General features: G+C 74.7%; 25 protein-coding genes. 15 read left to right on the top strand and 10 right to left on the bottom strand.

The window, feature by feature from the left end:
* Positions 1-272 precede the first annotated feature (272 nt).
* Positions 273-2,396, top strand: a complete 2,124-nt coding sequence (locus ACIQGV_RS14490; protein ID WP_402494457.1) for a SpoIIE family protein phosphatase — start codon at positions 273-275, stop codon at positions 2,394-2,396.
* Between the two features lie 33 nt (positions 2,397-2,429).
* On the opposite strand, the gene ACIQGV_RS14485 is transcribed toward ACIQGV_RS14490, so the two are convergent.
* Entirely contained in the window at positions 2,430-3,026 is a 597-nt protein-coding gene (locus ACIQGV_RS14485; RefSeq protein WP_402494455.1) for a TetR/AcrR family transcriptional regulator, read from the bottom strand.
* A 53-nt stretch (positions 3,027-3,079) separates the two neighbouring features.
* On the opposite strand from ACIQGV_RS14485, the gene ACIQGV_RS14480 reads away from it, so the two are divergent.
* On the top strand, positions 3,080-4,072 hold the full coding sequence (locus tag ACIQGV_RS14480; RefSeq protein WP_402494453.1) for a GNAT family N-acetyltransferase: 993 nt from the start codon (positions 3,080-3,082) through the stop codon (positions 4,070-4,072).
* A 95-nt stretch (positions 4,073-4,167) separates the two neighbouring features.
* On the opposite strand, the gene ACIQGV_RS14475 is transcribed toward ACIQGV_RS14480, so the two are convergent.
* The 3 genes from ACIQGV_RS14475 to ACIQGV_RS14465 all read right to left on the bottom strand — a co-directional run bounded on the left by ACIQGV_RS14475 (position 4,168) and on the right by ACIQGV_RS14465 (position 7,797).
* Positions 4,168-4,620, bottom strand: a complete 453-nt coding sequence (locus ACIQGV_RS14475; RefSeq protein ID WP_402494451.1) for an iron chaperone — start codon at positions 4,618-4,620, stop codon at positions 4,168-4,170.
* A 157-nt stretch (positions 4,621-4,777) separates the two neighbouring features.
* Complete coding sequence (locus ACIQGV_RS14470; RefSeq protein WP_402494450.1) at positions 4,778-6,580, bottom strand: hypothetical protein; 1,803 nt, start codon at positions 6,578-6,580, stop codon at positions 4,778-4,780.
* Between the two features lie 419 nt (positions 6,581-6,999).
* A complete protein-coding gene (locus ACIQGV_RS14465) occupies positions 7,000-7,797 on the bottom strand; it encodes a VOC family protein (protein WP_402494448.1) in 798 nt (265 codons plus the stop codon).
* A 151-nt stretch (positions 7,798-7,948) separates the two neighbouring features.
* Between ACIQGV_RS14465 and ACIQGV_RS14460 the strand changes: the two genes are divergently transcribed.
* From ACIQGV_RS14460 to ACIQGV_RS14450, 3 genes are all read left to right on the top strand, one after another.
* A complete protein-coding gene (locus tag ACIQGV_RS14460; RefSeq protein ID WP_402494446.1) occupies positions 7,949-8,752 on the top strand; it encodes an inositol monophosphatase family protein in 804 nt (267 codons plus the stop codon).
* Between the two features lie 335 nt (positions 8,753-9,087).
* On the top strand, positions 9,088-9,573 hold the full coding sequence (locus tag ACIQGV_RS14455) for a DUF6083 domain-containing protein (RefSeq protein ID WP_402494444.1): 486 nt from the start codon (positions 9,088-9,090) through the stop codon (positions 9,571-9,573).
* Between the two features lie 128 nt (positions 9,574-9,701).
* Positions 9,702-10,445, top strand: a complete 744-nt coding sequence (locus ACIQGV_RS14450) for a PP2C family protein-serine/threonine phosphatase (RefSeq protein WP_402494442.1) — start codon at positions 9,702-9,704, stop codon at positions 10,443-10,445.
* A gap of 49 nt (positions 10,446-10,494) precedes the next feature.
* Here the strand turns inward: ACIQGV_RS14450 and ACIQGV_RS14445 are convergent, their stop codons facing one another.
* Entirely contained in the window at positions 10,495-12,183 is a 1,689-nt protein-coding gene (locus tag ACIQGV_RS14445; RefSeq protein ID WP_402494440.1) for a hypothetical protein, read from the bottom strand.
* A gap of 374 nt (positions 12,184-12,557) precedes the next feature.
* On the bottom strand, positions 12,558-13,274 hold the full coding sequence (locus ACIQGV_RS14440; protein WP_402494438.1) for a peptidoglycan-binding protein: 717 nt from the start codon (positions 13,272-13,274) through the stop codon (positions 12,558-12,560).
* A 391-nt stretch (positions 13,275-13,665) separates the two neighbouring features.
* On the opposite strand from ACIQGV_RS14440, the gene ACIQGV_RS14435 reads away from it, so the two are divergent.
* The gene (locus ACIQGV_RS14435) at positions 13,666-14,475 is read left to right on the top strand and encodes a BTAD domain-containing putative transcriptional regulator (RefSeq protein ID WP_402494985.1); all 810 of its coding nucleotides are present in this window, start codon (positions 13,666-13,668) and stop codon (positions 14,473-14,475) included.
* Between the two features lie 259 nt (positions 14,476-14,734).
* Here ACIQGV_RS14435 and ACIQGV_RS14430 read toward each other — a convergent pair whose 3' ends face one another.
* The gene (locus tag ACIQGV_RS14430; protein WP_402494436.1) at positions 14,735-15,946 is read right to left on the bottom strand and encodes a DUF2235 domain-containing protein; all 1,212 of its coding nucleotides are present in this window, start codon (positions 15,944-15,946) and stop codon (positions 14,735-14,737) included.
* A gap of 315 nt (positions 15,947-16,261) precedes the next feature.
* On the opposite strand from ACIQGV_RS14430, the gene ACIQGV_RS14425 reads away from it, so the two are divergent.
* Positions 16,262-16,693: an ATP-binding protein gene (locus ACIQGV_RS14425; RefSeq protein ID WP_402494434.1), complete on the top strand. Its 432-nt coding sequence runs from the start codon at positions 16,262-16,264 to the stop codon at positions 16,691-16,693.
* 20 nt (positions 16,694-16,713) lie between these two features.
* Here the strand turns inward: ACIQGV_RS14425 and ACIQGV_RS14420 are convergent, their stop codons facing one another.
* Positions 16,714-17,154, bottom strand: a complete 441-nt coding sequence (locus ACIQGV_RS14420; protein ID WP_402494432.1) for an ATP-binding protein — start codon at positions 17,152-17,154, stop codon at positions 16,714-16,716.
* 149 nt (positions 17,155-17,303) lie between these two features.
* Positions 17,304-18,158, bottom strand: a complete 855-nt coding sequence (locus tag ACIQGV_RS14415; RefSeq protein WP_402494430.1) for a SigB/SigF/SigG family RNA polymerase sigma factor — start codon at positions 18,156-18,158, stop codon at positions 17,304-17,306.
* A 308-nt stretch (positions 18,159-18,466) separates the two neighbouring features.
* On the opposite strand from ACIQGV_RS14415, the gene ACIQGV_RS14410 reads away from it, so the two are divergent.
* The 7 genes from ACIQGV_RS14410 to ACIQGV_RS14380 all read left to right on the top strand — a co-directional run bounded on the left by ACIQGV_RS14410 (position 18,467) and on the right by ACIQGV_RS14380 (position 24,210).
* Positions 18,467-18,937: a hypothetical protein gene (locus tag ACIQGV_RS14410; protein WP_402494428.1), complete on the top strand. Its 471-nt coding sequence runs from the start codon at positions 18,467-18,469 to the stop codon at positions 18,935-18,937.
* A gap of 153 nt (positions 18,938-19,090) precedes the next feature.
* Positions 19,091-19,453: an STAS domain-containing protein gene (locus tag ACIQGV_RS14405; RefSeq protein ID WP_402494426.1), complete on the top strand. Its 363-nt coding sequence runs from the start codon at positions 19,091-19,093 to the stop codon at positions 19,451-19,453.
* Between the two features lie 177 nt (positions 19,454-19,630).
* Positions 19,631-20,530: an STAS domain-containing protein gene (locus tag ACIQGV_RS14400; RefSeq protein WP_402494424.1), complete on the top strand. Its 900-nt coding sequence runs from the start codon at positions 19,631-19,633 to the stop codon at positions 20,528-20,530.
* A complete protein-coding gene (locus ACIQGV_RS14395) occupies positions 20,527-20,949 on the top strand; it encodes an STAS domain-containing protein (protein ID WP_402494422.1) in 423 nt (140 codons plus the stop codon). Before ACIQGV_RS14400 ends, ACIQGV_RS14395 begins: the two co-directional genes overlap by 4 nt.
* A complete protein-coding gene (locus ACIQGV_RS14390; protein WP_402494420.1) occupies positions 20,946-21,389 on the top strand; it encodes an anti-sigma regulatory factor in 444 nt (147 codons plus the stop codon). Before ACIQGV_RS14395 ends, ACIQGV_RS14390 begins: the two co-directional genes overlap by 4 nt.
* Positions 21,389-22,468 carry a SpoIIE family protein phosphatase gene (locus tag ACIQGV_RS14385; protein ID WP_402494418.1) on the top strand — a complete coding sequence of 360 codons (1,080 nt, stop codon included), beginning with the start codon at positions 21,389-21,391 and terminating at the stop codon, positions 22,466-22,468. The genes ACIQGV_RS14390 and ACIQGV_RS14385 overlap by 1 nt, the downstream gene beginning before the upstream one ends.
* The gene (locus tag ACIQGV_RS14380; protein ID WP_402494416.1) at positions 22,468-24,210 is read left to right on the top strand and encodes a PP2C family protein-serine/threonine phosphatase; all 1,743 of its coding nucleotides are present in this window, start codon (positions 22,468-22,470) and stop codon (positions 24,208-24,210) included. Before ACIQGV_RS14385 ends, ACIQGV_RS14380 begins: the two co-directional genes overlap by 1 nt.
* Positions 24,211-24,252: 42 nt before the next feature.
* Here the strand turns inward: ACIQGV_RS14380 and ACIQGV_RS14375 are convergent, their stop codons facing one another.
* Entirely contained in the window at positions 24,253-24,723 is a 471-nt protein-coding gene (locus tag ACIQGV_RS14375) for a MarR family winged helix-turn-helix transcriptional regulator (protein ID WP_402494414.1), read from the bottom strand.
* Positions 24,724-24,938: 215 nt separating this feature from the next.
* Here ACIQGV_RS14375 and ACIQGV_RS14370 point away from each other — a divergent pair, with 215 nt between their 5' ends.
* On the top strand, positions 24,939-25,301 hold the full coding sequence (locus ACIQGV_RS14370) for a MerR family transcriptional regulator (RefSeq protein ID WP_402494412.1): 363 nt from the start codon (positions 24,939-24,941) through the stop codon (positions 25,299-25,301).
* The last annotated feature ends 32 nt before the right edge of the window (positions 25,302-25,333 follow it).

The raw sequence follows: 25,333 nt of genomic DNA, 5'->3' as shown, positions 1-25,333 counted from the left end.
ACGTTGAGAGTGGCAAGGAGCGGATTCCCTCCTTGCCTTTCTTGTGTCCGCCCGCCTTTCCCGGGTCCGCCGCCCGCCTTCCGTCCGGCCCGGCCGGGCCGCCGTACGGGGTCCGGGGCCCCGCGGTGGCGCACCGCGGGGCCCGTGGCCGTGCCGTCGGGCGGGGAGGGCGCCGGGGATCCTGCCGAGGACCGGGGCGCCCGCCGGGCGCGCAGGCGTGCCGACCGCCGGGTAGGGGCGTAGCGTCCCGGTAGGGCGGCTGGAGGTGCTCCATGACCGGAGTGGGCGACGCGGCGACGCACACGGACACGCTCGACGCCGTCTTCGTGGAGACCGTGCGCGGGACCGGGGCGTCGATCGGCGCGCTGTACCTCCTGGATCCGGACGGGCGGCAGCTGGTCCTGGACGTCCTGTGCGGGGCGCCGGCCGGCATCGCGGCACCCTGGGCGCGGGTCCCGCTGGCCGCTCCGGTGCCGGTGGCAGAGGCGGTGCGGGACGACCGCGTGGTGTGGGTGGGCAACCAGGAGGAGATGGCGCGTGCCTACCCGCGCACCGCGATGGCCCTGCCGTACCCGCTGGCGCTGGCCGCCGCACCCGTCACGGGCGCTCGCCGCTGGGGCTCCCTGCTGCTGATGTGGCCCGCCGGCCGGCCGCCCCACATGACCCGGCGCGAGCGCGGGAACATCGCCGCCGGCTGCGGACGCCTCGCCCGGGTGCTGGAGGAGGCCGTGGAACGCGGCGGGCGGCCCTCGCCCGGTGAGCGTCCCCGGGTGGTCACCGCCGGCGCGGTGCGCCCGGCGGTGGACTCCGTGCAGGCGGCCGCGGACTTCGCCGAGCGGCTCCCCGGCGGCTCCTGCGCCCTGGACCTGGAAGGGCGCTTCACCTATCTGAGCTCCGCCGCGTGCGACCTGCTGGGCGGCGAGGCGGACCTGCTGCTGGGCACACGGCCGTGGCAGTCCCTGCGCTGGCTCGACGATCCCGCGTACGAGGACCGTTACCGCGCCGCGGTGATCTCCCGCGAACCCGTCGCCTTCACGGCGTACCGCCCCCCGGACCACCGGCTGGACTTCCACCTCTACCCCGACGCCAGCGGCATCAGCGTGCGCATCGTCCCCGCGGACGGCCGGCCCCCGCCCGTGCCCGCCTCCCGGGACGTGACGGGCACGGTGACACCCACCAGCGCGGGCCGGCTCTACCAGCTCACGCATCTGGCCGCCGCGCTCACCGAGGTCGTCGGTGTCCAGGACGTCATCGACCTCGTCGCCGACCAGATCATGCCCGCCTTCGACGCGCAGGGCCTGGTGCTGTCCACCGCCGACGCCGGCCGGCTGCGCATCACCGGCCACCGCGGCTACCCGCCCGGCGTCATCGAGCGGCTCGACGGCCTGCCCCTGGACACCTCCTTCACCCCGGCCGGGCAGGTGCTCGCCGGCGGTGTGCCCGCGTTCTTCGCCGACCCGGAGGAGATGCGCCGCACCTATCCCGAGGCTCCGCAGGCCAGCGGGAAGCAGGCGTGGGCGTTCCTGCCGCTCGTGGTCTCCGGGCGTCCCGTCGGCTGCTGCATCCTCTCCTACGACCGGCCCCACCGGTTCCCGGCCGAGGAGCGCGCCGTCCTCACCTCCCTCGCCGGCCTGGTCGCCCAGGCCCTCGACCGGGCCCGCCTCTACGACGCCAAGCGCGATCTGGCCCACAGCCTCCAGCAGGCGCTGCTGCCGCGCACCCTGCCCGAGGTCGCCGGACTGCGGGTCGCCGCCCGCTATCTGCCCGCCGGCCGGGGCATGGACGTCGGCGGGGACTTCTACGACCTCGTCCCGCTCGGCGGCGGCACCGTCGCGGCCGTCATCGGCGACGTCCAGGGCCATGACGCCTCCGCCGCCGCCCTGATGGGCCAGGTCCGCACGGCCGTCCACGCCCACTCCGCCCTCGGAACCTCTCCGGACCGGGTGCTGTCCGGCGTCAACCGGCTCCTCACCGATGTCGGCGCCGAACTGTTCAGCAGCTGTCTCTACGCCCACGTCGACCTCGCCGGCCGGCGGGTGTCCCTGGCCACCGCCGGCCATCCGCCGCCGATCATGCGGCTGCCCGGCCCGCAGGCCCGGCCCGTGGACCTGTCGCCCGGCCCGCTGCTGGGCATCGACCCCGACGCCGACTTCCCCGTGACCGAGCTGCCGCTCACCCCCGGGCTCATGCTCGCCTTCTACACGGACGGCCTCGTCGAGAAACCCGGCGTGGACCTCGACGACTCCCTCGCCGGCCTCGCCCGCCGTCTCGCCCGGGCCGACGACCGGGACCTGGACCGCCTCATCGACACCCTCGTGGGCATGGCGGGCAGCCGCTGGCAGCGCACGGACGACATCGCCCTGCTCGTCCTGCACCACCCGGCACCGGACCGGTGACCCGGGGGGCCGCCCGCCCGCCGTGCGCGGCCGTCACCCGGGCGGGGCGAGGGAGGCGAGGAAGTCGTCCAGCAGAGCGGTCTGCACGTCCTCGGGGAAGTGGGCGGGGTCGAAGAGGGCCTGGACGACGAGGCCGTGGGTGAACGCGACGGCCGCGGCGGCCAGCCGGCCGGGATCGGCGGCCGCGGGAAGCTCGCCGAGGTCGCGGGCGGTCTCCAGATGGGGGCGGATCGTCGCACGCAACCGGCGGTAGCGGCCGGCCTGTTCGGCGGCCAGCCCCTCGTCGGCGAGGGACAGGTCCCAGGAGCTGACCCAGATGCGGTTGCGGGCGGTGTCGCCCGGCGTCAGCGGCAGGATGTCCAGCAGCATCACGCGCACGGTGGCGAGGCCCGGAGCGGGCCGCGCACGGCGGGGCCGCTGCGCCGTTTCCTTCTCCAGCAGGTCCAGGGCGTGCGTGAGCAGAGCCCGCTTGGTCGGGAAGTAGTGCATGAGCATTCCGGTCGAGACGCCCATCGCGGTCGCCACGGCGCGCAGTGTCAGCCCGCCGAACCCCTTGTCGGCGAGGACCTGCCACACCGCCTCGGATACGTCCTTGCGGCGGGCTTCACGGTCTCCGGGTGCGGGCGGCATGCTGCTAGCTTACGTACCGAACGCTTGTTACGCATCCAGGGAGCGAGAAGCCCATGTTCACTCTGCCGCTCGACGACCGCGCCCTGCTCCGCCCTCTGGAGCCCTGGCAGGCCGAGGAGTTCCTCGCCCACATCGACCGGGCCCGTGACCTGGTCGACCCGTGGATCCCCTGGGCGGCCCTGAGCACCGACCTCGCCTCCGCCGCGGCCACGCTCCAACGCTACGCCGACCGCCAGGCCACGGACACCGGCCGGATCCACGGCATCTGGCTGGACGGCACCCTCGTCGGCGGTGTCATGTTCACCCGCTTCGACAGCGTGTCCGGGGTCTGCGAGATCGGCTGCTGGCTGGAGCGGGCGGGGGAGGGGCGGGGCCTGGTGACCCTGGCCTGCCGGGCGCTGATCGACTGGGCCTTCACCGGGCGCGGCATGAACCGGGTCGAATGGTGGGTCGCCTCCGGCAACGCCCGCAGCATCGCGGTCGCGCGCCGGCTGGGCATGTCCCGCGAGGGAGTGCTGCGGCAGCGTTACCCGCACCGGGGCGAGCGGCTCGACAGCGAGGTCTGGTCCGTCCTCGCGCAGGAATGGCCCCCGGCCGACGGGGTGTCCGCCGCCGGGGAGGGGTCCCGGTCCGCCGTCCAGGCCGAACTGGACCGGCTCATGGGCGTGTTCACCGGTGCCTTCACCAACACGGGCGGCCGCCGGCCGGACCTCGGCGTCCTCCGCGAGGTGTTCGTCCCGCAGGGAAGGATCATCGCCAATGTCGGTGCCGAGCCGGTGATCTACGACCTCGACTCGTTCATCGAGCCCCGGCAGAGGATGCTCACCGACGGCACCCTGACCGAGTTCTCCGAGCACGAGGTCGCCGAGCGCACCGAGATCCACGGCTCCGTCGCCCACCGGTTCAGCCGGTACCGCAAGTCCGGCTGCCACCACGGCGAGTGGTTCGAGGGCACCGGCCACAAGACCGTCCAGTTCCTGCGCACCCCGGCCGGGTGGCGGATGTCCTCCCTGGCCTGGGACGACGAACCCCCCACCGCGAAGTGAGCCGCCGCCCGCACGCGGTACGGGGCGGCGTGTCCCCCTCTGCGGCCGTCGGCGGCGGCCGCCCCCGGTGAGCGGCCTCCCCGCGTCCGGTCCCCTCAGCCGACGGCCCGCTTCACGAGTCCGGCGATCCGCTCCTCCACCTCGGGCGTGACCTCGGCCAGCGCGAAGCCGGCCGCCCACATGGCGCCCTCGTCCAGCTGCGCCGAGTCGCTGAAGCCGAGGGTGGCGTAGCGGGCCTTGAACTTGTCCGCGCTCTGGAAGAAACAGACGATCTTGCCGTCCAGGGCGTAGGCGGGCATGCCGTACCACAGCTTCGGGGCGAGAACGGGGGCGTTGGCCGTGACGACGGCGTGGACGCGCTCCGCCATGATCCGGTCCGTCTCCGGCATCTCGGCTATCTTCGCGAGGACGTCCCTCTCGGCCTCCGCCGCCTTGTCCGCGGCCGACTGGCGGCGCGCCGCCTTCTTCATCTCCCGCGCGTGCTCCTTCATCGCGGCCTTCTCGTCGGCCGTGAAACCCTCGTACGAGCCGGTGTCGGTGGCGGTCATCGTCACTCCTGTCGTTGTGGCTCAAGGCTGTTGTGCCGTGGGCCGTTCGCTGTGTTCCAAGCATCTGCGGACCGGGCCGGGGGCGCATCCGTGGTCACCACGGAGAGCGTCACGGAGCTCTCCGTGGTGACCACGCGCCGGACGCGCACCCTCCCGGTCACGCGGCGGGGCCCTTCCCGTCGCGGACCGACCGCCAGGCCCGGGCGAACAGTTCGGGAAGGGTGTCCGGGAGCAGGCCGACGGACGTCACCTCGCTTCTGGCGGCGTCGAGCCGCGCGGCCAGCAGGGGCGCCTTCCAGGTCTCCATCGGCGGCAGCGGCTTCTTGGCGCGGGCCCACGGGCCGGGCAGGAAGAGGGTGCGTCCGGCGCGGGCCCTGCGGTCCTCGACCACCAGGCCGCTCTCCGTCAGACGGGCGGCGGCCGCCCTGTGCCGGGCCGGTGTCCAGGCGTTCCAGCGCCGTACGTTGCGGTCCGACGGCACGGGCAGCGCCAGGAGCTGGAGGTACAGGGCGGCGGCGTCCTCCGGCAGGCCGAGCGCCGCGGCGACCTCGTCGACCAGGCCGGGGACGCAGGCCCGCGGATCGGACTCGTAGCACCCGGCGGGCAGACCGCCGGCGGTGACACGGGCCAGGAGGCGGTCGCAGGGGCCGTCCGTGAGCCAGTCCAGGCGTCGGCCGTCCCGGTGGTGGCCGCGGGACAGGCCGGCGTAGAGGACGCGGGCCGGTGAGTCGCGGCCGTCCAGCACCGTGCGCAGCTGCCGGACGACCTCCGGCGCCCCCTCGCGCACCGGATCCCCGGCGGGCAGGTCCGCGTACGCCCAGACCAGACCGGCGAAGACCGACTCCGCGACGGTCTCGGCGTCGTAGGGGCCCATGACGTCCCACATGGTGCGCAGGCCGCGGTGCTCCGGCGGGCAGGGCCGGACCCGCAGGGAGAACCCCGGCGGCAGGGGCGCGTTCGGCGGGTCCAGGAACAGCTGGCACAGATGCGCGGCCGGTATCCGGGTCTCCAGTGCGATCGCCGCCCGCCAGGTCTCCCACGGTGCGGACGGACGGGTGCCGTGCTGCTCGGCCCAGGCCGCGGCGGTGCGTTCCCCGACCCGGGCCATGCCGCCCGGGGCCCACAGGTCGGCGGGGTCCGCGGGCAGGACGTCGGCGAGCAGGTCGAGCCGGTCCTCGTCGCGCAGCATCGCCAGCTCGGCGTGGGCCGCCGTCAGTTCGCCCGCCTTGAAGCCGAACACGGAACGCTCGTGCTCGACGAGGGGCGGCGGGCGGTGGCCGCCCGGCCCGGGGTTGCCGGCCAGCACGAGGGCCGCCGCGGGACGGCTGAGGCCGGTCGCCCCGCTCAGCGCGAGCGCCGCGTCACCGTCCCAGGCGACCGGGCCGTGTTCCTCGGCGAGCGCGACCAGGCGCATCAGCTGGGCGGGGGTGCCCCAGCCGCGGGGGCAGTCGGCGGCGTACAGCGGTTCCTCGGGGCGCGGGGCGGCCTCGCCGCCGGGCCGCACCGCCTCGAACCAGAGCGTGCGGCGCGCGGCCGCGAGATGCAGCCCGAAGGACGCGCCCCGCTCGTCACGGACACTGAACGAGGTCGTCCCGGAGAGCCGGCCCAGCCGGAACCGGTAGGCAGGGTCCGCGAACGGCGTCCGCGCCCACATCCGCAGGAAATCCAGCAGCACCTCACGGCGCTCCGGCAGGGTCGCGGGGGAGACGGCGCGCAGGGCGAGGGCCCCGATCCGCCCTGTCAGCTCCGTCCAGCTGCCCGCCGCGGCCGGGCGGATCTCCCGCTCGCCCGGCTCCGGTGTCCAACTGCCCTCGACGTAGCGGCCGATCCGGGCGATGCCGGCGAACGAGTCCTCGTTCCAGCAGCCGCCCGCGCCGACGAGCCCCTGGAGTGCGCCGGCCACGGCGAACCTGTCCCGTGTGCGGACGGGCGGGGCCGCAGGCGTGTGGGTCTCACTCATGCCCCGATCATGACGGACGGCACCGACAACGCGTCGTGCCCGCCCGTACCCTCCTCGCCCACGGCCCTCGGCGGCCGGCTCGCGCGCACGGCACGGACCGGGGCCGGCGGGACGGCACCGTCCCGCCGGCCCCGGTACGGTGAACATATGAACGGGGGGTTCATGGGAACAGTGCCGTGCGACTGGTGCGGGAAGCCGGTGCCGCAGTCACGGCGCTGGTTCGCCCGGCGCCGGTGCACCACGGCACACCGCCGCGGGAAGCGGGTCATGACGGCCGTGGGGAACCTCCTGGCCGCCGTCACCTCGTAGCGGATCCTGCCCGGCGAGGAGAGGCGAGGAGAGGCGAGGAGAGGCGAGGACAGGCGAGGACAGGCGAGGACAGGCGAAGGCCGGTGCCGCCGCCTGCCCGTGACGCCGTGTCAGCTCTCTGAGGGCGTGAGGACCACGAAGTCCGCCTTCGACGGGTCGAGACAGACGGCGAGCCGGCCCACGCCCTCCGCGTCCTCCGGGCCCATCTGCACGGTGCCGCCGTTCTCGACGACCTTCGCGACGGCGGCGTCGCAGTCCTCGACGTCGAAGACGGGGTGCCAGTACGGCCGCCCGCCGGTCAGGGAGAGATCCGCCTCGGTCATGCCCATGATGCCGCCCTGCATCCGTTCCTCGGGCAGCCCCGCCGGGGTGATCAGGGAGTACGTGCCACCGCCGCCGGGCAGCTGCATGTCGCTGTACGTCCAGCCGAAGACCCCGCGGTAGAAGTCCTTCGCGCCCGCGGCGTCGCTGGTGTACAGCTCGGTCCAGGACAGCGAACCCGGCGCGTCGACCAGCTCGACCCCCTTGCTCGTGCCCGGCTGCCAGACCGCGAACTGCCCGCCGAGCGGGTCGCTGTACTGCGCCATGCGGCCCCACTCGTCGAGGTCCATGGGGGCCACCCGGACGGTGCCGCCGCCCTTCTCGACGGCCTGGGTGACGGCGTCGGCGTCGGCGACGCTGTAGTAGATCATCCAGGCCGAGCGGGCGCCCTCCTCGGTGAGCCTGCCGAGCCCGGCGACGATCTTGCCGTCCTTGCGGAACATGCCGCCTTCCATGTCCTCGCTCTCGCCCATGGACTCGTAGTCCCAGCCGAGCACCGCGCGGTAGAAGGCCGCGGTGGCGGGGACGTCGGGAGTGCCGAGATCGAGGAAACAGGGGGAGCCGGGGTCGAAGTCGGTGGTGATCATGAGGTTGTCCCTTTCGGAGGTCCTTGCCGCGCCCGCCCGCGGACGACACCTGGTCCATCGGCGCGCGCGGCACCGGGCTTGAACGGTTGGACTCCCCGCGTCCCCGAAACTCATCGGTGCTCCCCGGCGCCGTCCCGTTATGCTCCCCGGCATGATCGACTCCTCTGTGGACCTCGACGACCGTGAGGTCGCCGCCGCGGCGGCACGGGCCGGGGCGGAGGTGGTGCGCGGTCTGTACGGGCGGCGCCTCGCCCGGACGGACAAGGGCGGCGGGGACTTCGCCACCGAGGCCGACATCGCGGCGGAGCGGGCGATCCTCGACGTCATCCGGGCCGCGCGGCCCGGCGACGGGATCCTCGGGGAGGAGGGCGGGCACCAGGGTGCGCCGGAGGCGGCCCGGCAGTGGCTGGTCGACCCCCTGTGCGGCACGCTCAACTACGCCGTCGGCACCATGCTGGTGGCCGTGAACGTGGCTCTGCGCGAGGGCGCGGCGGCCGTGGCCGACCCGTTCGGCGGCGAGGTCTTCCTCACCGACGGCGAGACCGCCCGGCTGCGCGCCGACGGGGCCGACAGCCTCCTCGTACCGACGTCCGCCACCGGACTCGTCGACGTCAACCTGGACCCGCCGTTCCCGGGCGCGCCCGGGTTCCGCGCCGTGGACCTGCTGGCCCGTCCCGGCTTCGTGGAACGCTTCCGCCCCCGGGTCGCCTCCAGCACGATCGCGCTGGCCTGGGTCGCCGCGGGCCGGCGTGCCGCGTACGTCACCGACGGCGGCGACCTGTCCGCGAGCGTGCACTTCGCCGCCGGGATCGCCCTGTGCCGCGCCGCCGGCTGCGTGGTCACCGGCATCGACGGAGGCCCGCTCGGCCCCACGGGACGCGGCCTGCTGGCGGCGGCGGACGAGGAGACCCATGCGGCGCTGCTGGCGCTGGCACGGGGGGACGACCGCAGCTGACCGGGGAGGAGCCACGGCCGGATCCGCGCGAGGAGAGACCGCCGTGTCGTCGACCCCGGGCTGACCACGCTCACCTGGAAGGACGAGGACGCCTGGCGCCCGTGCCCAGGTGCTCGCCCTGCCGGAGAAGCCCTCCGGGCCCTTCACGGACACAGGGCGGACGTCGTGGCGGTGGGGTGCGCGGTGGCCCGTGCCGTGTCCGCCGTCGCGCGGATCCGATGCCGGGGCCGAGGGGGCCGACGGGGTGTGACCGGGGCGTCGCGGACCGGCGTGTGCTCTGTTGCGCCCCCGGTCGCGCCCTGTTCCGGTGCGGGCGGCGGCCTCATGCTCGGCGTATGGGGGAGTACGAGGACGGCATCATCCCGTTACCCGGTCCCGACAGCGCCCGGCAGGCGCCTGCCGGGGTACCGCGGCCGTGGGAGACGACGGACCGCAGGCAGGCCGCGACCGACGGGGCGAGCGGGCCGGAGCCGCCCGGGCCGCCGCTGTGCCCGCACTGCGGGCTCACGGGAGACCGGCGGGTCACCTACACCGGGCAGCACGTCCTGCTCGAACCGAGGCTCACCGTGCCGGCGCATCTCGTGCCCGGCGGACACCGCTGGCACATCGACAGCAACGGCACGGCGTGGAACGGCGGCCTGGACGAACCCCCGCCCGGCGCGACCTGCCGTGTCCCGCACCAGCTGGCCTGCCCCGGCCTCACCCTCGACGAGATCCGGCCCTGGCGGTGGCTGACGGCGGTGCGGGAGCACAACGCGGCGGCGGCACGCATCCGTGCGGACGAGCGCGCACTGCCCGCACGGCTGCCGGACGCGGGATGACACCGGGCGGTCCGCGCCGCCGTCCGCGGCTCACCCGGCCGGATCCGGAGCCGTCGTCAGGGCGCCGGGCCCGCCAGGACGGGCCCCGTCCGGAGGCGGACAATGGTGCGTGGAGAGGCGATCAGCGCGTGCCGTACACAGCCGTGACCGCACTGAGTCACGCAGGACTGATCCGCGACCACAACGAGGACAGCCTCGTTGTCGGGCCGTGGACCCTGTGCGGCACCGTGACCGACAGCCCGCAGACACTCGTCTTCCCCCGGGTCCGCCCGTTTCTGACCGCGGTCGCCGACGGCCTCGGCGGGCACCCCGGCGGAGAGGTGGCCAGCGGCCTCGTCGTCAACCGGCTGGCGGCGCTCGGCCACGGTCTCACCGACGCCGAGAGCCTCGGGCGGGCCCTGGACGCGTGCAACCGCGAACTGCACGAGGCGGGCGAGAGCCACCCCGAGCTGGCCACGATGGGCACCACGATCGCGGGCCTTCTCGTCCTCCCGGACGGCCTGATCGTCTTCAACGTCGGCGACAGCAAGGTCTATCTCCAGGACCGGGACGGCCTGCGCCAGATCAGCGTCGACGACAGCCCGCCCCCGGCCCCCGGCGAACGCACCACCTCCGCGGTGACCCAGACCCTCGGCGGCACTCTCGCCCTCACCACCGTCACCCCGCACATCGGACCCGCCCCGCTCGGCCCCGGCGACCGCTACCTCGTGTGCAGCGACGGCCTGACCGACCCCGTCCCCGACGACGAGATCGACCGCCTGCTGGAGGAACCCGAGGACGGCCCCGCCGCCTTCGCCCTCTGGCAGGCCGCCATCGAGGCGGGCGGCCCGGACAACATCACCCTGGCCCTGGTCCGCGTCCACGGCCCCTGACCCGCCGCGAGGAGGACCCCGGCCGGCCGCCGCGGTCCGTGCCCCGGCCTCAGGACCGGTCCAGCCCGTCCTCCCGTACCCGCCGCGCCAGGTCGGTCTTCGTGTACGCGGGCCGCCCGGCCAGCCGGTACTTGGCCTTGACCCGGTTGAGATAGTCCTTCGCGGTGTTCGGGGTGATCCCGGCCCGGCGCGCGGCCGACTTCAGGGTCATCCCGGAGGCGTAGTCCAGCAGGACCCCCAGCTCCTTGGGCGCCAGCCGGGGGCCCGACGGCAGGTGCGGACCGTCGGCGAGGCGGCCGAGCCAGCGCGGGAGCCGGTCGGGGGTGAAGTCGTTGCTGGAGACCTCCGGGGGACGGCCGCAGCGGTAGATGTCGTCCCTGATCCCGCCGTGGACGGTGAAGCCGAGACCCCGCACGAGGCTCTGGTAGTCGGGGTTGGCCGTGGAGACGATGAGACGGCCGTTGCGGACGGCGTGCCGCAGGATGTGGCGCAGCACATGGGCGCGTACGGCCGGGGCGGGGCAGTGGGCGGCCCCCAGGAAGAGCCCGCCGCCCCGCAGCGCCTCGGTGTGCTGCTGGAGCAGGGGTTCGAGGCCGTCCACCGTCCGGGCGTCCGCCGTCATCAGGTTGGCGAGGCCCACGACCCTGCCCTCGGGGTCGACGGCGATACGGAAGGCGCCGATGTCGTCCCCGGCCCAGCGGTCCGTGAGCCGGTCGCAGCGGCGGCGGTCGAAACCGCTGTGCACGGCCCACTCGCGCATCAGCCGCCCGATGTCGCCGGCGTCGGCGTCGTTCGCCGCGCGGACGTGGACACGGCAGTCGCGTGCCGGGAACAGCTCCTTGCGCAGGAGCGGGTCGCCGCTGAGGAACAGCCCCTGCTCGGCGAGGTCGGCGCGGGGAGCGGGCTCGTGCGCGGCGGCGAGGCCGGCCAGACGGTAGCCGCGGGCCCGGACCCGGGTGCCGCGGTGGACACGGGGCTTGCGCCACTGGAGGGCCAGCTCGAACAGGGCCCGGTAGGGCTCGGCCAGCAGCAGCCCGAGCGGGCCCCGCCGCACGATGCTGAGGGAGGCCAGCGACGCGAAGTGGTCGGGTCCGCCGCGCAGCAGATGCTCGTCCCCGGCCCCCACCGTGGCGAGCTGCCGTAAGGAGTGCTGCCACTGCCGGCCGGGCAGTTCCCGCGCCAGCCGCTCCAGCACCTCGCCCGCGACCAGGTCGGCCACCGCCCCGGGATCCGCCGCGCACGCCCCGGACTCCAGCGCCCGGCAGGCCGCGTCGGCCAGCAGCGGGATGCCGCCCGCGAGCCGGACCACCAGCGAACGCGCCTCCGGGTCGAGCGCGGCGGCCCGCAGACCGGTACGGCCGTCGCAGGCCGGGCGCAGGGCGACCGTGGCGGCGCCGGAGTCGGCCCACCGCTGGTCGGCGCGCAGCGGTGTACGGCTGAGCACGACGACCGCCGGGCGCCGCGACGGGCCCAGCGTCTCGTGGAGCGCGTCCCTGCGCCGCCGTCCGTCCGCGCCGTCCACCACCAGCAGACCCACGGCGGGGTCGCTCAGCGCCCGCGTCAGCTCCCCGTACGCGCCGGGCCGGTCCAGGTCCGCCCACACGGCGTCCCGCAGCCCCCGCGCCAGCCTGCTCTTCCCGATCCCGAGCGGTCCCGTCAGATTCACCAGCCGGTGCCCGGCCAGCGCTGCCCGCAGCTCCCTCGCCCCCGGTGGCAAGGGTGTGCCAGTGACGCCCACGAACTCCCCCTCACATCCGGGTGGTCGAAGCCCGGCGCGCAGGACTGTACCCAGGCCGCTCCACGGTGCCCAGACCTGCGCGGACATTGGTTCCCCGCGGGAGGACACACGAGGAGCGCGCCGCGGCGGGTTCGCCAGCGGCGGCGGACGAACCCGGGCCGGGGCAGGGCAGGTTGGGGATCGGCGGTCACCGGCTCCCGGCCGCCCGGAACGCCGCGCCGGGCCGGGATCCCGGATGCGCGGGGCGGACGGTTCAGATGCGGCACGGAAGGTGGGGGCATTCCGGACAGGGAACGCGGACCCGTCGATTCCGCGGACGAGCGCCGGCCGGTACGCACCGAACGCCGCTCCCACGGAGATCCGTCAGAAGGGTCCTAGTAGGGGTGCGGATCCCGGTGCGGATCGGCCTGCTGGACGCGCGCGGCGAAGTTCGAGCCGGACCGGTTCACGTGGTAGCGGTCGCGTACGTAGTTGACGGTCGCGCACATGCAGGCGACCACGTCGTACGGCGTGGTGGCGGTGCCCTTCTGGTGGTACGCGGCGAAGGTGGTGGGAATGCACTGGGTGGCGCCCCGGGAGCAGTTCAGCGGGTGGCCGTCGGCCGCGGTCCGGCCGTGCGCGTTGACGTCGCGCGTGTTGATCCGGAACCTCGGGTGGTTGCTGGCGGACTCGCGCTTGGCGATCGTGGCGAGTGCGGGCACGCCGAACGCCGGGTCCATGCCGGTCAGTTCGCACGCCTTGCCCGCGTAGTGCCGCATCGCGGTCTCCCCCGACCGGTCGCCCGGATCGCGGAACGTGACCTGGGCGAGGGCGAGTTTCCCTCCGGCGCCGGCCGGTGTCCGTGCGCAGTCGACCCGGAATCCGGCGAGGCTGCCGAGAGTGGTGAGGGAGGTGCAGCCGGGGACCCCGTCGGCGTCGGAGCCCCGGAAGCCCTGGGCGAACTGTTCGGCGCGATAGGCGTTCCTGGTCTGCTCCCCGAAGAATCCGGTGGCTCCGCCGGGGATGTCGTGGCCCCGGCCGATCAGGGCCTTCTGCACGGTGCGCACGTCCTCGTTGCGCTTGCCGAAACGGACGTTGGACAGAACGACCATGGCGGCCGGCCTTCCGGGTGTGGGTCGGTGAGTCGATGAACCGGTGAGTCGACGAACCGGTGGGCCGATGGGCCAGGGGATCGGTGAGCCGACGGGTGGACACGCCGGTCCGGAAGGGTGGTGCCGGTCCCGTCGCCGTGCGCCGTCCACCGTCCACGACGGTACAAAAGGGGTGTCAACCCGACGTCAATCCCGCGTCAACGGCGGTCGCGCGGGCGACCCGGCCGAGTTGCACCGGGTCTGCGGCGGACCGAAAATGGTGGCGGCACGCCTTGGAGGATGTGGCACCGGACGGGCGCCGCACCGGGAGTCGCGAGCGCGGTTCAGCGCCGTCGACGGGGCCGACAGAGCCCGTGGAGGCGCGACCAGCCGGAACACTGTGCGTGAGGCGATCAAGGTGGTGTCTGCCCCTCCCCGGCTGCGGCTGCTCGGCCAGTTCCGTCTGGAACTGGGTGCCGAGCCCGTCGACCTGTGCCGCAACACCCAGCGGCTCGTGGCGTTCATGGCCCTCCGCGGGAGGGTCTCCCGCACGGTCCTCGCCGGCACCCTGTGGCCCGAGGTCACCGAGGGACATGCCCGGGGCAGCCTGCGCACCACCCTGTGGAAGCTGCCGAGGGGCGAGCCGTCCCTGATCGACTGCCGCGGCGACGTCCTGGTGGTCACCCCCGACCTGCGCGTGGACGCCCACGCCCTCGCCCGGACGGCACTCGGCGTCGTACAGGGCGGCGGGCCCGCGCTGCGGGGACTGCCGCGGCTGGAGCTCCTGACCGGGGAGGATCTGCTGCCGGGCTGGGACGAGGACTGGGTGCTGCTGGAGCGCGAACGTCTGCGCCAGCTGCGGCTGCATGCCCTCGACGCACTGGCCGAGGCCCTGATACGGCAGGGCAGGCCCGCCCTGGCGATGGAGGCGGCCTGGGCCGGCGTACGGGCGGAGCCGCTGCGGGAGAGCGCGCACCGGGCGGTCGTGGCGGCGCATCTCGCGGAGGGCAACATCGGCGAGGCGATGGCCCACTACGAGGCGTTCCGCCGGATGCTGGACGAGGAACTCGGTGTCGAGCCCTCGGCGCGGTTCTCCCGGATGCTTCCCGGGCGTCCGGGCGACGCACGAGGGAAGGCGGCACCCTTCACGAGCACGTTCGCGGTCAGCGGGTCGTCTCCGGCGGCCCGGTGGACGGCGAAGGGGACGTCGGCACCGGGATGACGGACGAGGGGATGACGGACGAGGGCGGGAACAGCCGCCGGCCGGCACCGGCGGGGACGGCCGGGAGAACCGGGACGGGCGGCGGGGCGCGGGCCACAGGACCCGGGTCACGGGCCACAGGACCCGGGTCACGGGCCACAGGACCCGGGTCACGGGACCCGGGTCACGGGCCGCAGGACCCGGGTCACGGGGCGCGGGTCACGGGGCGTGGGGCGCGGGTCACGGGTCACGGGGCGCGGGTCACGGGGCGCGGCGCAGGTCACGGGGCGCGGCGCAGGTCCGGGTCGGACGCCGCGGGTGCCTCGGGCACCTCGGACGCCCCCGGAGGCATGGGCGGCAGACCGGCGGCGATGCCCGGCAGCAGGACGGGCTCCAGCCGGACCCGCTCCTGGGCGCCGAGATACCGCTCCAGCTCGGGCGGCCGGTAGCGGTCGTCGCGGTCGTAGCGCTCCTTGGCGGGCACCGCCAGGAACTCGTTGCCGTCGGGCTCGCCCCGGTCGTTCACCGCCCCGCCCAGGGGCCGGTGCAGGGGCCTGGCGAGCCGGTACATGCCCTTGCGTGAATCGTGCAGCCGGCCCGAGGCGTCCGGTTGCACCCGGAAGTCGGTGCTCTGCTGCGGCCTCATCACCGTGGGCCCGGCCTCGCTGAGCGCCTCGGCGTCGAACTCCAGCCCGTGCCGACGGGCCTGGTCGATCATCCACAGCAGGGTGATGTCCGACAGCCCCGTCTCCTTGTAGCTGCCGCCGATGTCGCAGTGCACCCCCGCGAACCACACCTGCTGCAGCTCCTGGCCCTGCCGGTCGGCACCGGGCCGCTGGTGCCACAGGGCCGGCCGGAACGCCGAGCGCCGCTCGTCGATGGCGAGCGCGTGGAAGGCCGCCACGACCCCGCGGCTCAGCTCGGTGTCGTGGAACGCCCAGCGGCGGTTGAAGCGGTTCACGGCCGGTTTGAGCCAGGCGGCGTCCGGGACGGGGATGCCCAGCGAACCGACCGTGTCCCACACACCGATGAAGCGGATCTGCGACTCACGCCCGTACGAGCGGCGGAACAACGTCGCGGCCGCGCCGTTCGGTTGCTCGACCCGGTCGCGGTACAGGGACCATGCCTGCGGGATCCGGTCCATGTGCTCCCGGCGCAGGATGCCGCTGTTGCGCACCAGCCCCGACAGGCTGCGGGCGGTGAACGCGCCCCGGCTGAAGCCGAAGAGGAACAGCTCGTCGCCGGGCTCGTACGTCTCGACGAGGAAGCGGTAGGCGTCGATGACGTTCCGGGACAGACCCACACCGAACGCGCCGCCCCGCAGACGCTCCCACCGCCGGGTGCCCACGCCGCTGTGGTAGTAGACGCGCTGTTCCTTCCCGTCGGCGGACCCGGGAAGCACGGACAGGGCGACTTTCGCGACGTTGGACTTGCTGGGCTGGTCGGCGAAGTTCCAGGTGCCGTCGCAGCAGATCACCAGACGCTTGGCCATGACGTCGTCCCTCCTCGTGAGAGTGCGGAACGGCGGACGGGAACGCCCCCGGACAGGCCCTGGGAGCTCTTGGCACCACTTCCCATGCTCGCACCACCCGGCGGGCGCTGCCATGCGGCCGCCACGGGGCCGGACACCGGTCGCGGCGCCGCCCGGGCGCACCCCTGCGTGTCGGCGCCGGTACAGCCGGTGCACCCGGTGCGTCCGCGGCGATTTCGTGCGCGTAGCGGCCCCTGGTCGGGGAACCAGCAGCGGAGAGAAGATGGAACGAGACCAGCCACAGTCCGCGCGCAGTGGAGCGGCCGGGAAGGTGCGATGTCGACCGAACCGCGTTGGGGCGACAAGCCGTCGCCCGACGGGACCCAGGTGTACGAGGCCACGTTCGACGGGCGGCTGGAGGACGTGACGGACGCCCGGCTGACGGCGGAGACCTTTCTGGTCCGGCTCGCCCGGACCGTGCCCCCCTCGGCCTGCGAGCACTGGGACGACATCCTGCTGGTGGTCGCGGAACTCGCCGCGAACGCGGTGCAGTACGCACCGGGGCCCTTCCGGCTGAGTCTGCGCAGGACCTTCGACGGTGTGCACGTGACCCTGGGCGACACCAGCACCGAACCGCCCGCGCCGCGCTCCTTCCGCCCCGGCAAGGGCGGAGGCATCGGCTGGTACCTGATCCAGACGCTGGGCGAGCAGGTCAGTGTGGTGGTCCGCGAGGACGGCAAGGACGTCCATGTGTTCCTGCCCTGGTGAGCCGCCCGTGGTGAGCCCGCTCAGCGCAGCGGCACCAGGACGTCGATCGCCTTGCCGCCCGCACGGCGGCGCTCGACCCGGATCTCCTCGGCCAGCCGGATGATCAGCGGCCATCCGTAGCCGCCGCCCTCGCCGGGGCGGGGCAGCGTGCCGTCCCCGAACGCCGCCGCCGGCACGATGTCGCTGTAGTCGTGCACGCCCAGCCGTACGCCCTCGGGCACGAGCGCCACCTCGAAACGGGCGAGACCGCCGCCGTGCCGCAGGGCGTTGCCGACGAGCTCCGACACGACCAGCAGGAGATCGACGACGGCCTCCTCGCAGGCGGGCCCCGCCGGCCCGCGCCACCGTTCCCGGACGAGCGCGCCCACGTACCCCCGGGCGGCCGCGGCGCTGGTCACCGCGGTCGTCCGGGCCGCTTCCCGCCCGCCGGTCCAGGCGGGCGGGCGCTCGGCGGGCCTCATCGCTCCCCGGGTGCGGTCCGCAGGACGGATCGCGGACGAACGCCTCCGGCGTACCCGCGTGGATCCACCGCTTCCGTCACCTCGACCGTCCCTCGCACCCCGTCGCCTCCTCAAGTCGCTCGTGCCCCATGGGCGTCCTCGCGGCTCGTCTACCCGCTCGTGCCGGAACCATGGGGGCCCGGGCCCTGCGCCAGCGCCTCCCGCCGGATCCGCTCGCAGGAGCGGCTGATCAGCCGGGAGACATGCATCTGGGAGATGCCCAGCCGGTCGGCGATCCGGGACTGCGTCATGTCCTCGAAGAAGCGCATGTAGAGGATCGCGCGCTCGCGTTCGGGCAGCCGCCGCAGCCCCTCCTTGGCGGCCTCGCGGTCGACGACGACGTCGTACGCCTCCTCGCGCACGCCGAGCGTGTCGGCGAGGCTGAATCCCTCGTCCTCCCCGGACACCTCGGCGTCCAGCGACAGCGTGCTGTAGCTGTCCAGCGCCTCCGCGCCGGTCGCCACCTCCTCCTCGGTGAGCCCCGCGCGGGCGGCGATCTCGGGGACCGAGGGTTCCGCGCCGCCCGAGGTCTGGAGGAGGTCGCGGCGGGCGATGCGTACCTTGTTGCGCAGGTCCTGCACGCGACGGGGGACCCGCAGGGCCCACATCCGGTCCCGGAAGTGCCGCTTGATCTCGCCGGTGACGGTCGGCACGGCGTAGCTCTCGAAGGCGCCGCGTCCGGGTTCGTAGCGGTCGATGGCCTTGACCAGACCCAGCGCCGCGACCTGGCGCAGATCCTCCAGCGACTCCCCGCGGTTGCGGAAGCGGCCGGCTATGCGGTGGGCCATGGGCAGCCACGCCTCGGCCAGTATGTCGCGCAGGGCGTCGCGCTCGGGCCCGTCGGGCAGCGCCGCGAGCCGTGCGAAGTCGGAGCCGGTGTCGGGGGCGTCGTCGTGGGTGTGCCTGCGGGACGGAGCCGGGCGGGTGTCGGAACCGGAACCGTGTGCGGATGTCTCGACCAGCATGCGAAAGATCTCCTGAACGCGGGGGGTGTCAGGGAGTTGCCGTGGAAAACCGGCGGGGCCGCGGACGGCCCGGTACGGACACGGGCCCTGCCGCTGTGCCTCTGGTCCGAAGCACGAGAATCCGCCTGCCCCCCGGCCCGGCACGCAAACAGGGCGATGCCGATCCGGCGGTGACACGCCCCTTCGGAAGGGCGGATGCGCGCCGGACACCGGCCGGCCGGTGTCTGCCGTGGTGGCGGGGGGAGTGAAGTCCGGGAAGCCGGGCAGTCGGGGGAATGACATACGGTTCCGGCACTGGGGAGGGCGGCATGGCAGCCGTGACGGTGGCGCAGGCAACGGCCACGGCAGAGGCGACGGCCACCACGGACGGGGCGGCGCCGCCGCCGCCCGTCGAGGGCCCGGCCCGGATACGCCCGCAGGACGCGCGGGAGCTGTCGCGTCCGTTCCCGGGCCGGCCCGCCGCGCCGGAGGAGGACACACCGGAGCGCCCCCGCGTACGCGGCACCCTCGCCGGGACGGACCTGTCCCCGGCGCGGTGCGCCGCCCTCGCCGCGGGCCTCGCCGCGCCCCTCGCCGCGGGGGAGACCGAGCGCTTCCTCCACGGCACGAGCCGGGCGGTCCCTGCGCGGCCCGGTCCCCAGGAGGCGCGGGCGGAACCGGCGGAGGTCACCGGCGCACCGCGCTCCCGGCGCGGCGCCTCCCCGCCGCAGGTGTCACGGCCCGTCAGCCGCGTCGCCGGGCGGCCGCGCGCCCGACGGCCGGAACCGGGAGCGGGCTGAGAGCCGCCGCCTGTGCCGTGAGCCGTCCCGGCCGCCCGTGTCCCGGGCGGACACGGTGTCACGAAGAGCCGGTCCAGGGCGCATGAGCGCCCTGCCGCATGAAATCCGTCCGATCGGGCACCCGTCCCGATCGCCAGCGCCCAGGGAGGTCCCGTGTCCGTCGCCCACAATCCCCTGTCCGTCGATGTCGAAGTGCTCCGCGAGGACGCCGTGCTGCTCAGGGTGGAAGGAGACCTGGACTCCGCCACCGCGACCGAGCTGCAGCACCACCTCGCCAACCAGCTCCACCACGGCCGCCGCCACTTCCTGCTCGACATCGCCGGAGTGCCGTTCATGGACTCGTCGGGGATGAACATCATCCTGCGCGTGTACCAGGAGGTCCGCGACGGAGGAGGCGGCGTCTACGTCATCTCCCCGACCCGGGCCGTCCGGCGCATCCTGGACCTGACCGGCGTGAGCCTCACCGTGCCGATGGTCGCCGACGCCGACGAGGCGCTCGCGCTGGCGGCCGGCTGAACGGCCGCGGACCGGGGCGCTCGCGCGTCCCCGAAGGTTGCTGTTCGGCAAGCACCGGGCCGACCGGTACCGGACCGTCACGAACCACCCGGGAGATCGGTTTCACCTGTGGAGGTGCGGGTGAGGGTCCGGAGAAACCCGCAACGAGTGCGACAAGACGATCGAGGAGAGAAGTACGTGCCGGAGCGAACGACGGCAGCGGAGCAGACACCGCCCACGGAGGAGATCGCCGCGTTCCTGCGGCGGCGTCGGGAACAGATCGCCCAGCGCTGGGCCGAGGCGGCGCTGTTCCGCACCGTTTTCACGGTGTCGCGGGACGAGGCGGTCGAGGCGGGCCGCGCGGTCGTGGAGGCCGTCGCCGCGGTGGCCTCCGAGGGACGGGTGGAGGACCCCGAGGCGAGCGGATTCACCGTCGTGCGCGACCAGCTGGCGCGCACCGCGGCCGCCAGGGCACGGGCCGGCGCCGGCCCCGCCCAGATCTCGGCCGAGGTGGACGCGCTGCGCCACCCGGCCACCGAACTCCTCCTCACGGAACTCTCCACGGCCTCCGCCGAGCACGTGCGGGACTGCACCACCACGCTCACCGTCCTGATGGGCACGCTCCGGCTCGTCGTGCAGGACACGGTGATCAGCGCCGGGGAGGAGCTCATCGGCCGTCAGCGGCTCCAGCTCCTCGAAGTCGCCACGCCCGTCATCAAGCTGTGGGACGGCATCGTCGCCGTACCGCTGATCGGCACCCTCGACAGCGCCCGCAGCCAGGTGGTGATGGAGACCCTGCTGGACGCCGTCGTCGACCAGCACGCGCGGTTCGCGATCCTCGACATCACCGGAGTGCCCACCGTCGACTCGCTGGTGGCGCAGCATCTGATGAAGACCGTGGCCGCGGCCCGTCTGATGGGCGCGGAGTGCATCGTCTCCGGCATCCGGCCCGCCATCGCGCAGACCATCGTCCACCTGGGCATCGACCTGAGTTCCGTGCTCACCCGCGCCAGCCTCGCCGACGCGCTGGCCTACGCACTGCGCGAGCAGGGCGCCGACATCGTGCCGCACGCCGGTCTCGGCGCGGAAGCGCGGTGACCCGGGTGTTCCCGTCACCCCACGAGGGGCGCGTGCCCGTGCTCAGGCTCGGCGGCGTCCTGCTGGTGACGCTCCAGGGCGACCTGCACGACGGCACGGCGGAACAACTCCAGGAGGACATCGGCGAGACCGTCGTCGACAGCGGCGTCGCCGGAGTCGTCATCGACCTGTCCGGAGTGGAGATCATCGACTCGTTCATGGGCCGGGTGCTCAGCGACATCGCCGCCAAGACACGGCTGCTGGCCGCGGAGACCGTGGTCGCCGGGATGCGCCCGCCGGTGGCCATCACCCTGGTCGAACTGGGCCTGACCCTGCCGGGGCTGCGCACGGCGCTGAGCACGGAGGACGCGCTGCGCATGCTCGGGGTCGAGATCGCGGCCCGTCCCCGCGACGGACGAGAACGCCGGGAGAGTCCGTGACGCACACCGCCGGCGACGTCTCCGCCCGCCTGCCGATCCGCTCGGACCTCGATCTCGTGTGGGTACGGCAGCAGGTGCGGCAGCTGGCCGCGAGCCTCGGGTTCGGGCTCGTGGACCAGACGAAACTGGTCACCGCCGCGAGCGAACTGGCGCGCAACGCGCTCGTGTACGGCGGGGGAGGACAGGTGGAATGCGCCCGGGTGAACCGGGCCGGGACACCGGGACTGCGGCTCACCTTCACCGACGAGGGACCGGGCATCGCGGACGTGGAGCAGGCCCTGTCCGACGGCTACACGTCCGGCGAGGGACTGGGCCTCGGGCTGGGCGGCTCCCGCAGGCTCGTCCACGACTTCGAGATCGACACCCGCCCCGGCGGCGGTACCACCGTGACCGTGACCTCCTGGGTGTCCCCGCCGCCCCGGCAACGCGAGGCACGCTGATGCCGCGGGTGTGGGAGGTGCCGGTGCACGACTCGACCCGGGTACGGGACGTGCGGGTGGCGGCCGAGGAGGCCGCCCGCCGGGCCGGACTCGACGACGACCGCACCGCGGGAGCGGCCCTGGTGGCCACCGAACTCGCCACCAACCTGCTCAAGCACGCCGGCGGCGGCCGCGTCCTGCTGGAGGCCGTCGCCCCGCCGGCGCCGCTCCCCGCCGGCGAACGGGCCGGTGCGACGCGGACACCCGGCGACGAACAGGGCCGGGTGATGCAGATACTGGCCGTCGACCACGGCCCCGGCATGGCCGACGTGACCGCGGCCCTGCGCGACGGCTACTCCACGAAGGACTCCCTCGGCGCCGGGCTCGGCACCTGTCTGCGCACCGCCGACGACTTCCGGCTGCACAGCACCCCCGGCCGGGGCACGGTCGCGCTCGCCAGGATCGGCGCCGCGGCCGCCGCGGCCACCGCCCCCGCACGGGCCGGCGGCATCAACATCCCCTTCGCGGGCGCCGAGTTCTCCGGCGACGCCTGGACCTGGGTCCGCTCGGGCGACCGGCTCACCCTGATGCTCGCCGACGGCCTCGGCCACGGCGAGCAGGCCGCCCACGCCTCCTCCACGGCGGTGACGGAGGTACGGCGCTGCGCGCATCTGCCCCCGGCCGAACTGCTGCGCCGGCTGGACGAGGCGCTGCGCCGCACCCGGGGCGCGGCCGTCGCGGTGGCCCAGCTCGACACCGCCGCCGGCCGGCTGGCCTTCGCCGGCGTCGGCAACATCGGGGCCCGGCTGCTGCGCGACGGCGCCTGGCGGCCCCTGCTCTCGCACCCCGGCATCGTCGGCTCGCACCTCCCCGCCCGGCTGCCCGTGCAGGAGGAGGAGTGGAACGGCGACAGCGCGCTCGTCCTGCACAGCGACGGCCTGCCCGGCCGCTGGAGCCCCGACCCCGCCCTGCCCGCCGCCTCGCTCGACCCCGCCGTCGTGGCCGCCGTGATCGTGCGGGACGCCAGCAGCCCCGCCCGCCCGGTACGCGACGACACCGCCGTCGTCGTACTGAACCCCTCCCCACCGGACCGCGCCTGATGAACCGCACCTGGTACGTCCAGACCGTCACCGACGCCGCTCGGGCCCGTATCGCCACCGCCCGGCTGGCCGCCGCCTGCGGCGTCGGCCCCGTGGAACGCACCCGCCTGATCGCCGCGCTCACCGCCCAGCTGCGGCAGTGCCTCACCAAGGGCGGTGTCTGGGTGGTCGGAGCACGGGTGCTCGTGCCGCCGCGGGGCGACGGCCTCACCGTCGAGGTGCGCGCGGCCGATCCGTGGGCGGCCGGCGAGCGCCCGCCCTGGCGTGCCACGGCCGTCTGCTCCGAGGACGCCGGCGCCGTCGCCGCCGGGCCTGTCGCCGAGGATCCCGCCACCCTGGCCGAGGCGCTGTTCTCCGCCGACGAGGACGCCGCGCTGCTGCTGGACAAGCTCGACGAGCAGGAGGCCCTCGTCGCGTTCCACCGCGAGGAACTCCACCAGACCAACCAGGGCGTCGTCGCCCTGCACGCCGAACTCGACACCGCCGGGCAGCGCCAGCGCGAACTGTTCGCCGCCGAACAGAAGGCCCGCCGGGAGGCGGAGAGCGCCCGCGGCAGACTCACCTTCCTCGCCGACGCCAGCGCCGCCCTGACGGCCTCCCTGGACCCCGACGCCATCGTCCGGCTGCTCCCGGCCCTGCTCGTACCGCGCTACGCCCGCACCGTCGACGTCTGGCTGTTCGACCCCGCCGACGAAGCCCGCCGCAGGGTCCCGCACCCGGCCGCCGCCGTCGTCGCCGCCCGCCGGGGCCGGCCGCAGTACGCCGCCGCCCACCCCGGCGGGCTGCCCGGGGTGGACGACCAGCCGCCGTCGGCCCTCGCCCCCGGACGGCCCCTGCTGTGCATCCCGCTGCTCACCCACAGGGCGCCGCAGGGCGTGCTCACCCTCACGCCCCCGGGCGAGCGCTGGGACCCCGACGACGCCGTCATGCTCGTCGAACTGACCCGGCGGGCGGGCATCGCGCTGGAGAACGCCCGGCGCTACGAGCACAACCGCGACATCGCCGAGACCCTCCAGCGCGCCCTGCTCACCGATCTGCCCGCCACCCGGGGCATGACGCTGGCCGCCCGCTATCTGCCCGCCACCCGGGGCATGAACATCGGCGGCGACTGGTACGACGCGTTCACCCAGCCCGACGGCAGCGTCATCACCGTGGTCGGCGACGTCACCGGACACGGCCTGCACGCCGCCGTGATGATGAGCCAGCTGCGCACGGCCCTGCGCGCCTACGCCGTCGACGGGGCCGGGCCCGGGGCGCTGCTCACCCAGCTGCACCAGTTCCTGCACCAGCTGCGGCTCGATCTCTACGCGACCGCGGTCATCGCGCGGTTCCGGCCGGGAACCGGCGAACTCACCTGGGCCGCCGCGGGACACCCCCCGCCCGTCCTGCGTACCCCGGACGGGCGGGTACGCACCCTGGACGCCAAGCCGGGCGCGATGCTCGGCATCCCCCTCCAGCAGGAGATCCCCGACCACACCGAGCCGCTCCCGCCCGGCTCCACACTGGCCCTGTACACCGACGGGCTCGTCGAACGCAGGGCCCAGGGCATAGACCCGGGGATCCTGCGTCTCGCGCACGCCCTGTCCGACGCCCGCCCCGCCGACCTCGCCGACGACCTGGAGGGCTCCGCCGACCGGCTCCTGCGGCCCCTGCTGGACGACTCCGAGCACGACGACGACGTCTGCCTGCTGCTCTGCCATGTGCAGGAGGAACCGGAACTCCGCGCGGCGCCGTACGCCTGACCGGCGGCCGTCCGGGGGCGGGCCCCCGTGCCCGGACGGGTGTCAGGGGGCTCGCCGGGTGTCAGGGGGCTCCTGGAAGGACCGCAGCATCTCCTCCAGCAGCAGCCGCCGCTCCGGCGGCAGACCGTCGAGCACACCGCCCAGCCGCGCCGAGAGCCGCTCGCCGAGGTCGGCGAGGAACCGGCGTCCCCGGTCCGTCATCACCAGATGCACCTCACGCCGGTCGCCGGGCCGCGCGCACCGCTCCAGCAGCCCGGCCGCCTCCAGCCGGTCGCACAGCCGGCTGGCCGTGGGCAGTCCCACGTCCAGCTGCTCGGCCAGCGCCGTCACATTGAGGGCGGGCCGGCGGCGCACGGCCTGCAGCGCCCTTATCCCGCGCGGCGGCACCCGCGGACTGACCTCGTCGACGGCCGTGAACCACAGCGCCACCAGCTGGTCCACCGCGTCGACGATCTGCCGGGCCAGCGCCCCGGACGGCTCGTCGGGACAGGACGCGGCGCCCACGCCCCTCATGTCCCCCGGGCGACGGCCCGATCCACCCACACGTGTCTTCCACTCCACTTCGCCGCGGCCTGCGTCGGTGCGGGGCGGCTACCCTGCGCACGCGGGCTCACACAGGGCCCGCCGCAACCTCTTCGCGGCCGCCACGCCACCGTCACGACTCGCTCACGGCGGGGTAGGAAGTGACAGCAGTGTCGGGTTCAAGGCGTCGTCCCACGAGGTGAGGCATGCGGATCGGTGAGCTGGCCCGGCGCAGCGGGGTGAGCGAGCGCTCTCTGCGCTACTACGAGACACAAGGACTGCTGCGCTCGGAGCGCACCCCCGGTGGCCACCGGGAGTTCGGCGACTGGGCGGTCGACCGCGTCGTCCGCATCCAGACGCTCTACGCCGCCGGGCTGAACAGCCGGACGATCGGCCGGCTGCTGCCCTGCATGAGGGACGCGGACGGCCGCCCGGGCGAGATCGCCACCCCGGAACTCGTCCACCGGCTCGCCGCGGAACGCGAGCGCATCAACCGCCTCATCACCGACCTCCTGCGCTCCCGCGACGTCCTCGACGAGGTCATCGACACGGCGACCGATCCCCTGTAGCCGCAGGGCGATTCGGCCGTCGTGCCCCGGGG

Origin of the sequence: Streptomyces sp. NPDC093094 (genome assembly GCF_044754345.1) — a bacterium.
In the GTDB taxonomy this organism is placed as follows: Bacteria; Actinomycetota; Actinomycetes; order Streptomycetales; family Streptomycetaceae; genus Streptomyces.
This window is presented reverse-complemented; position numbering and strand designations above follow the sequence as displayed.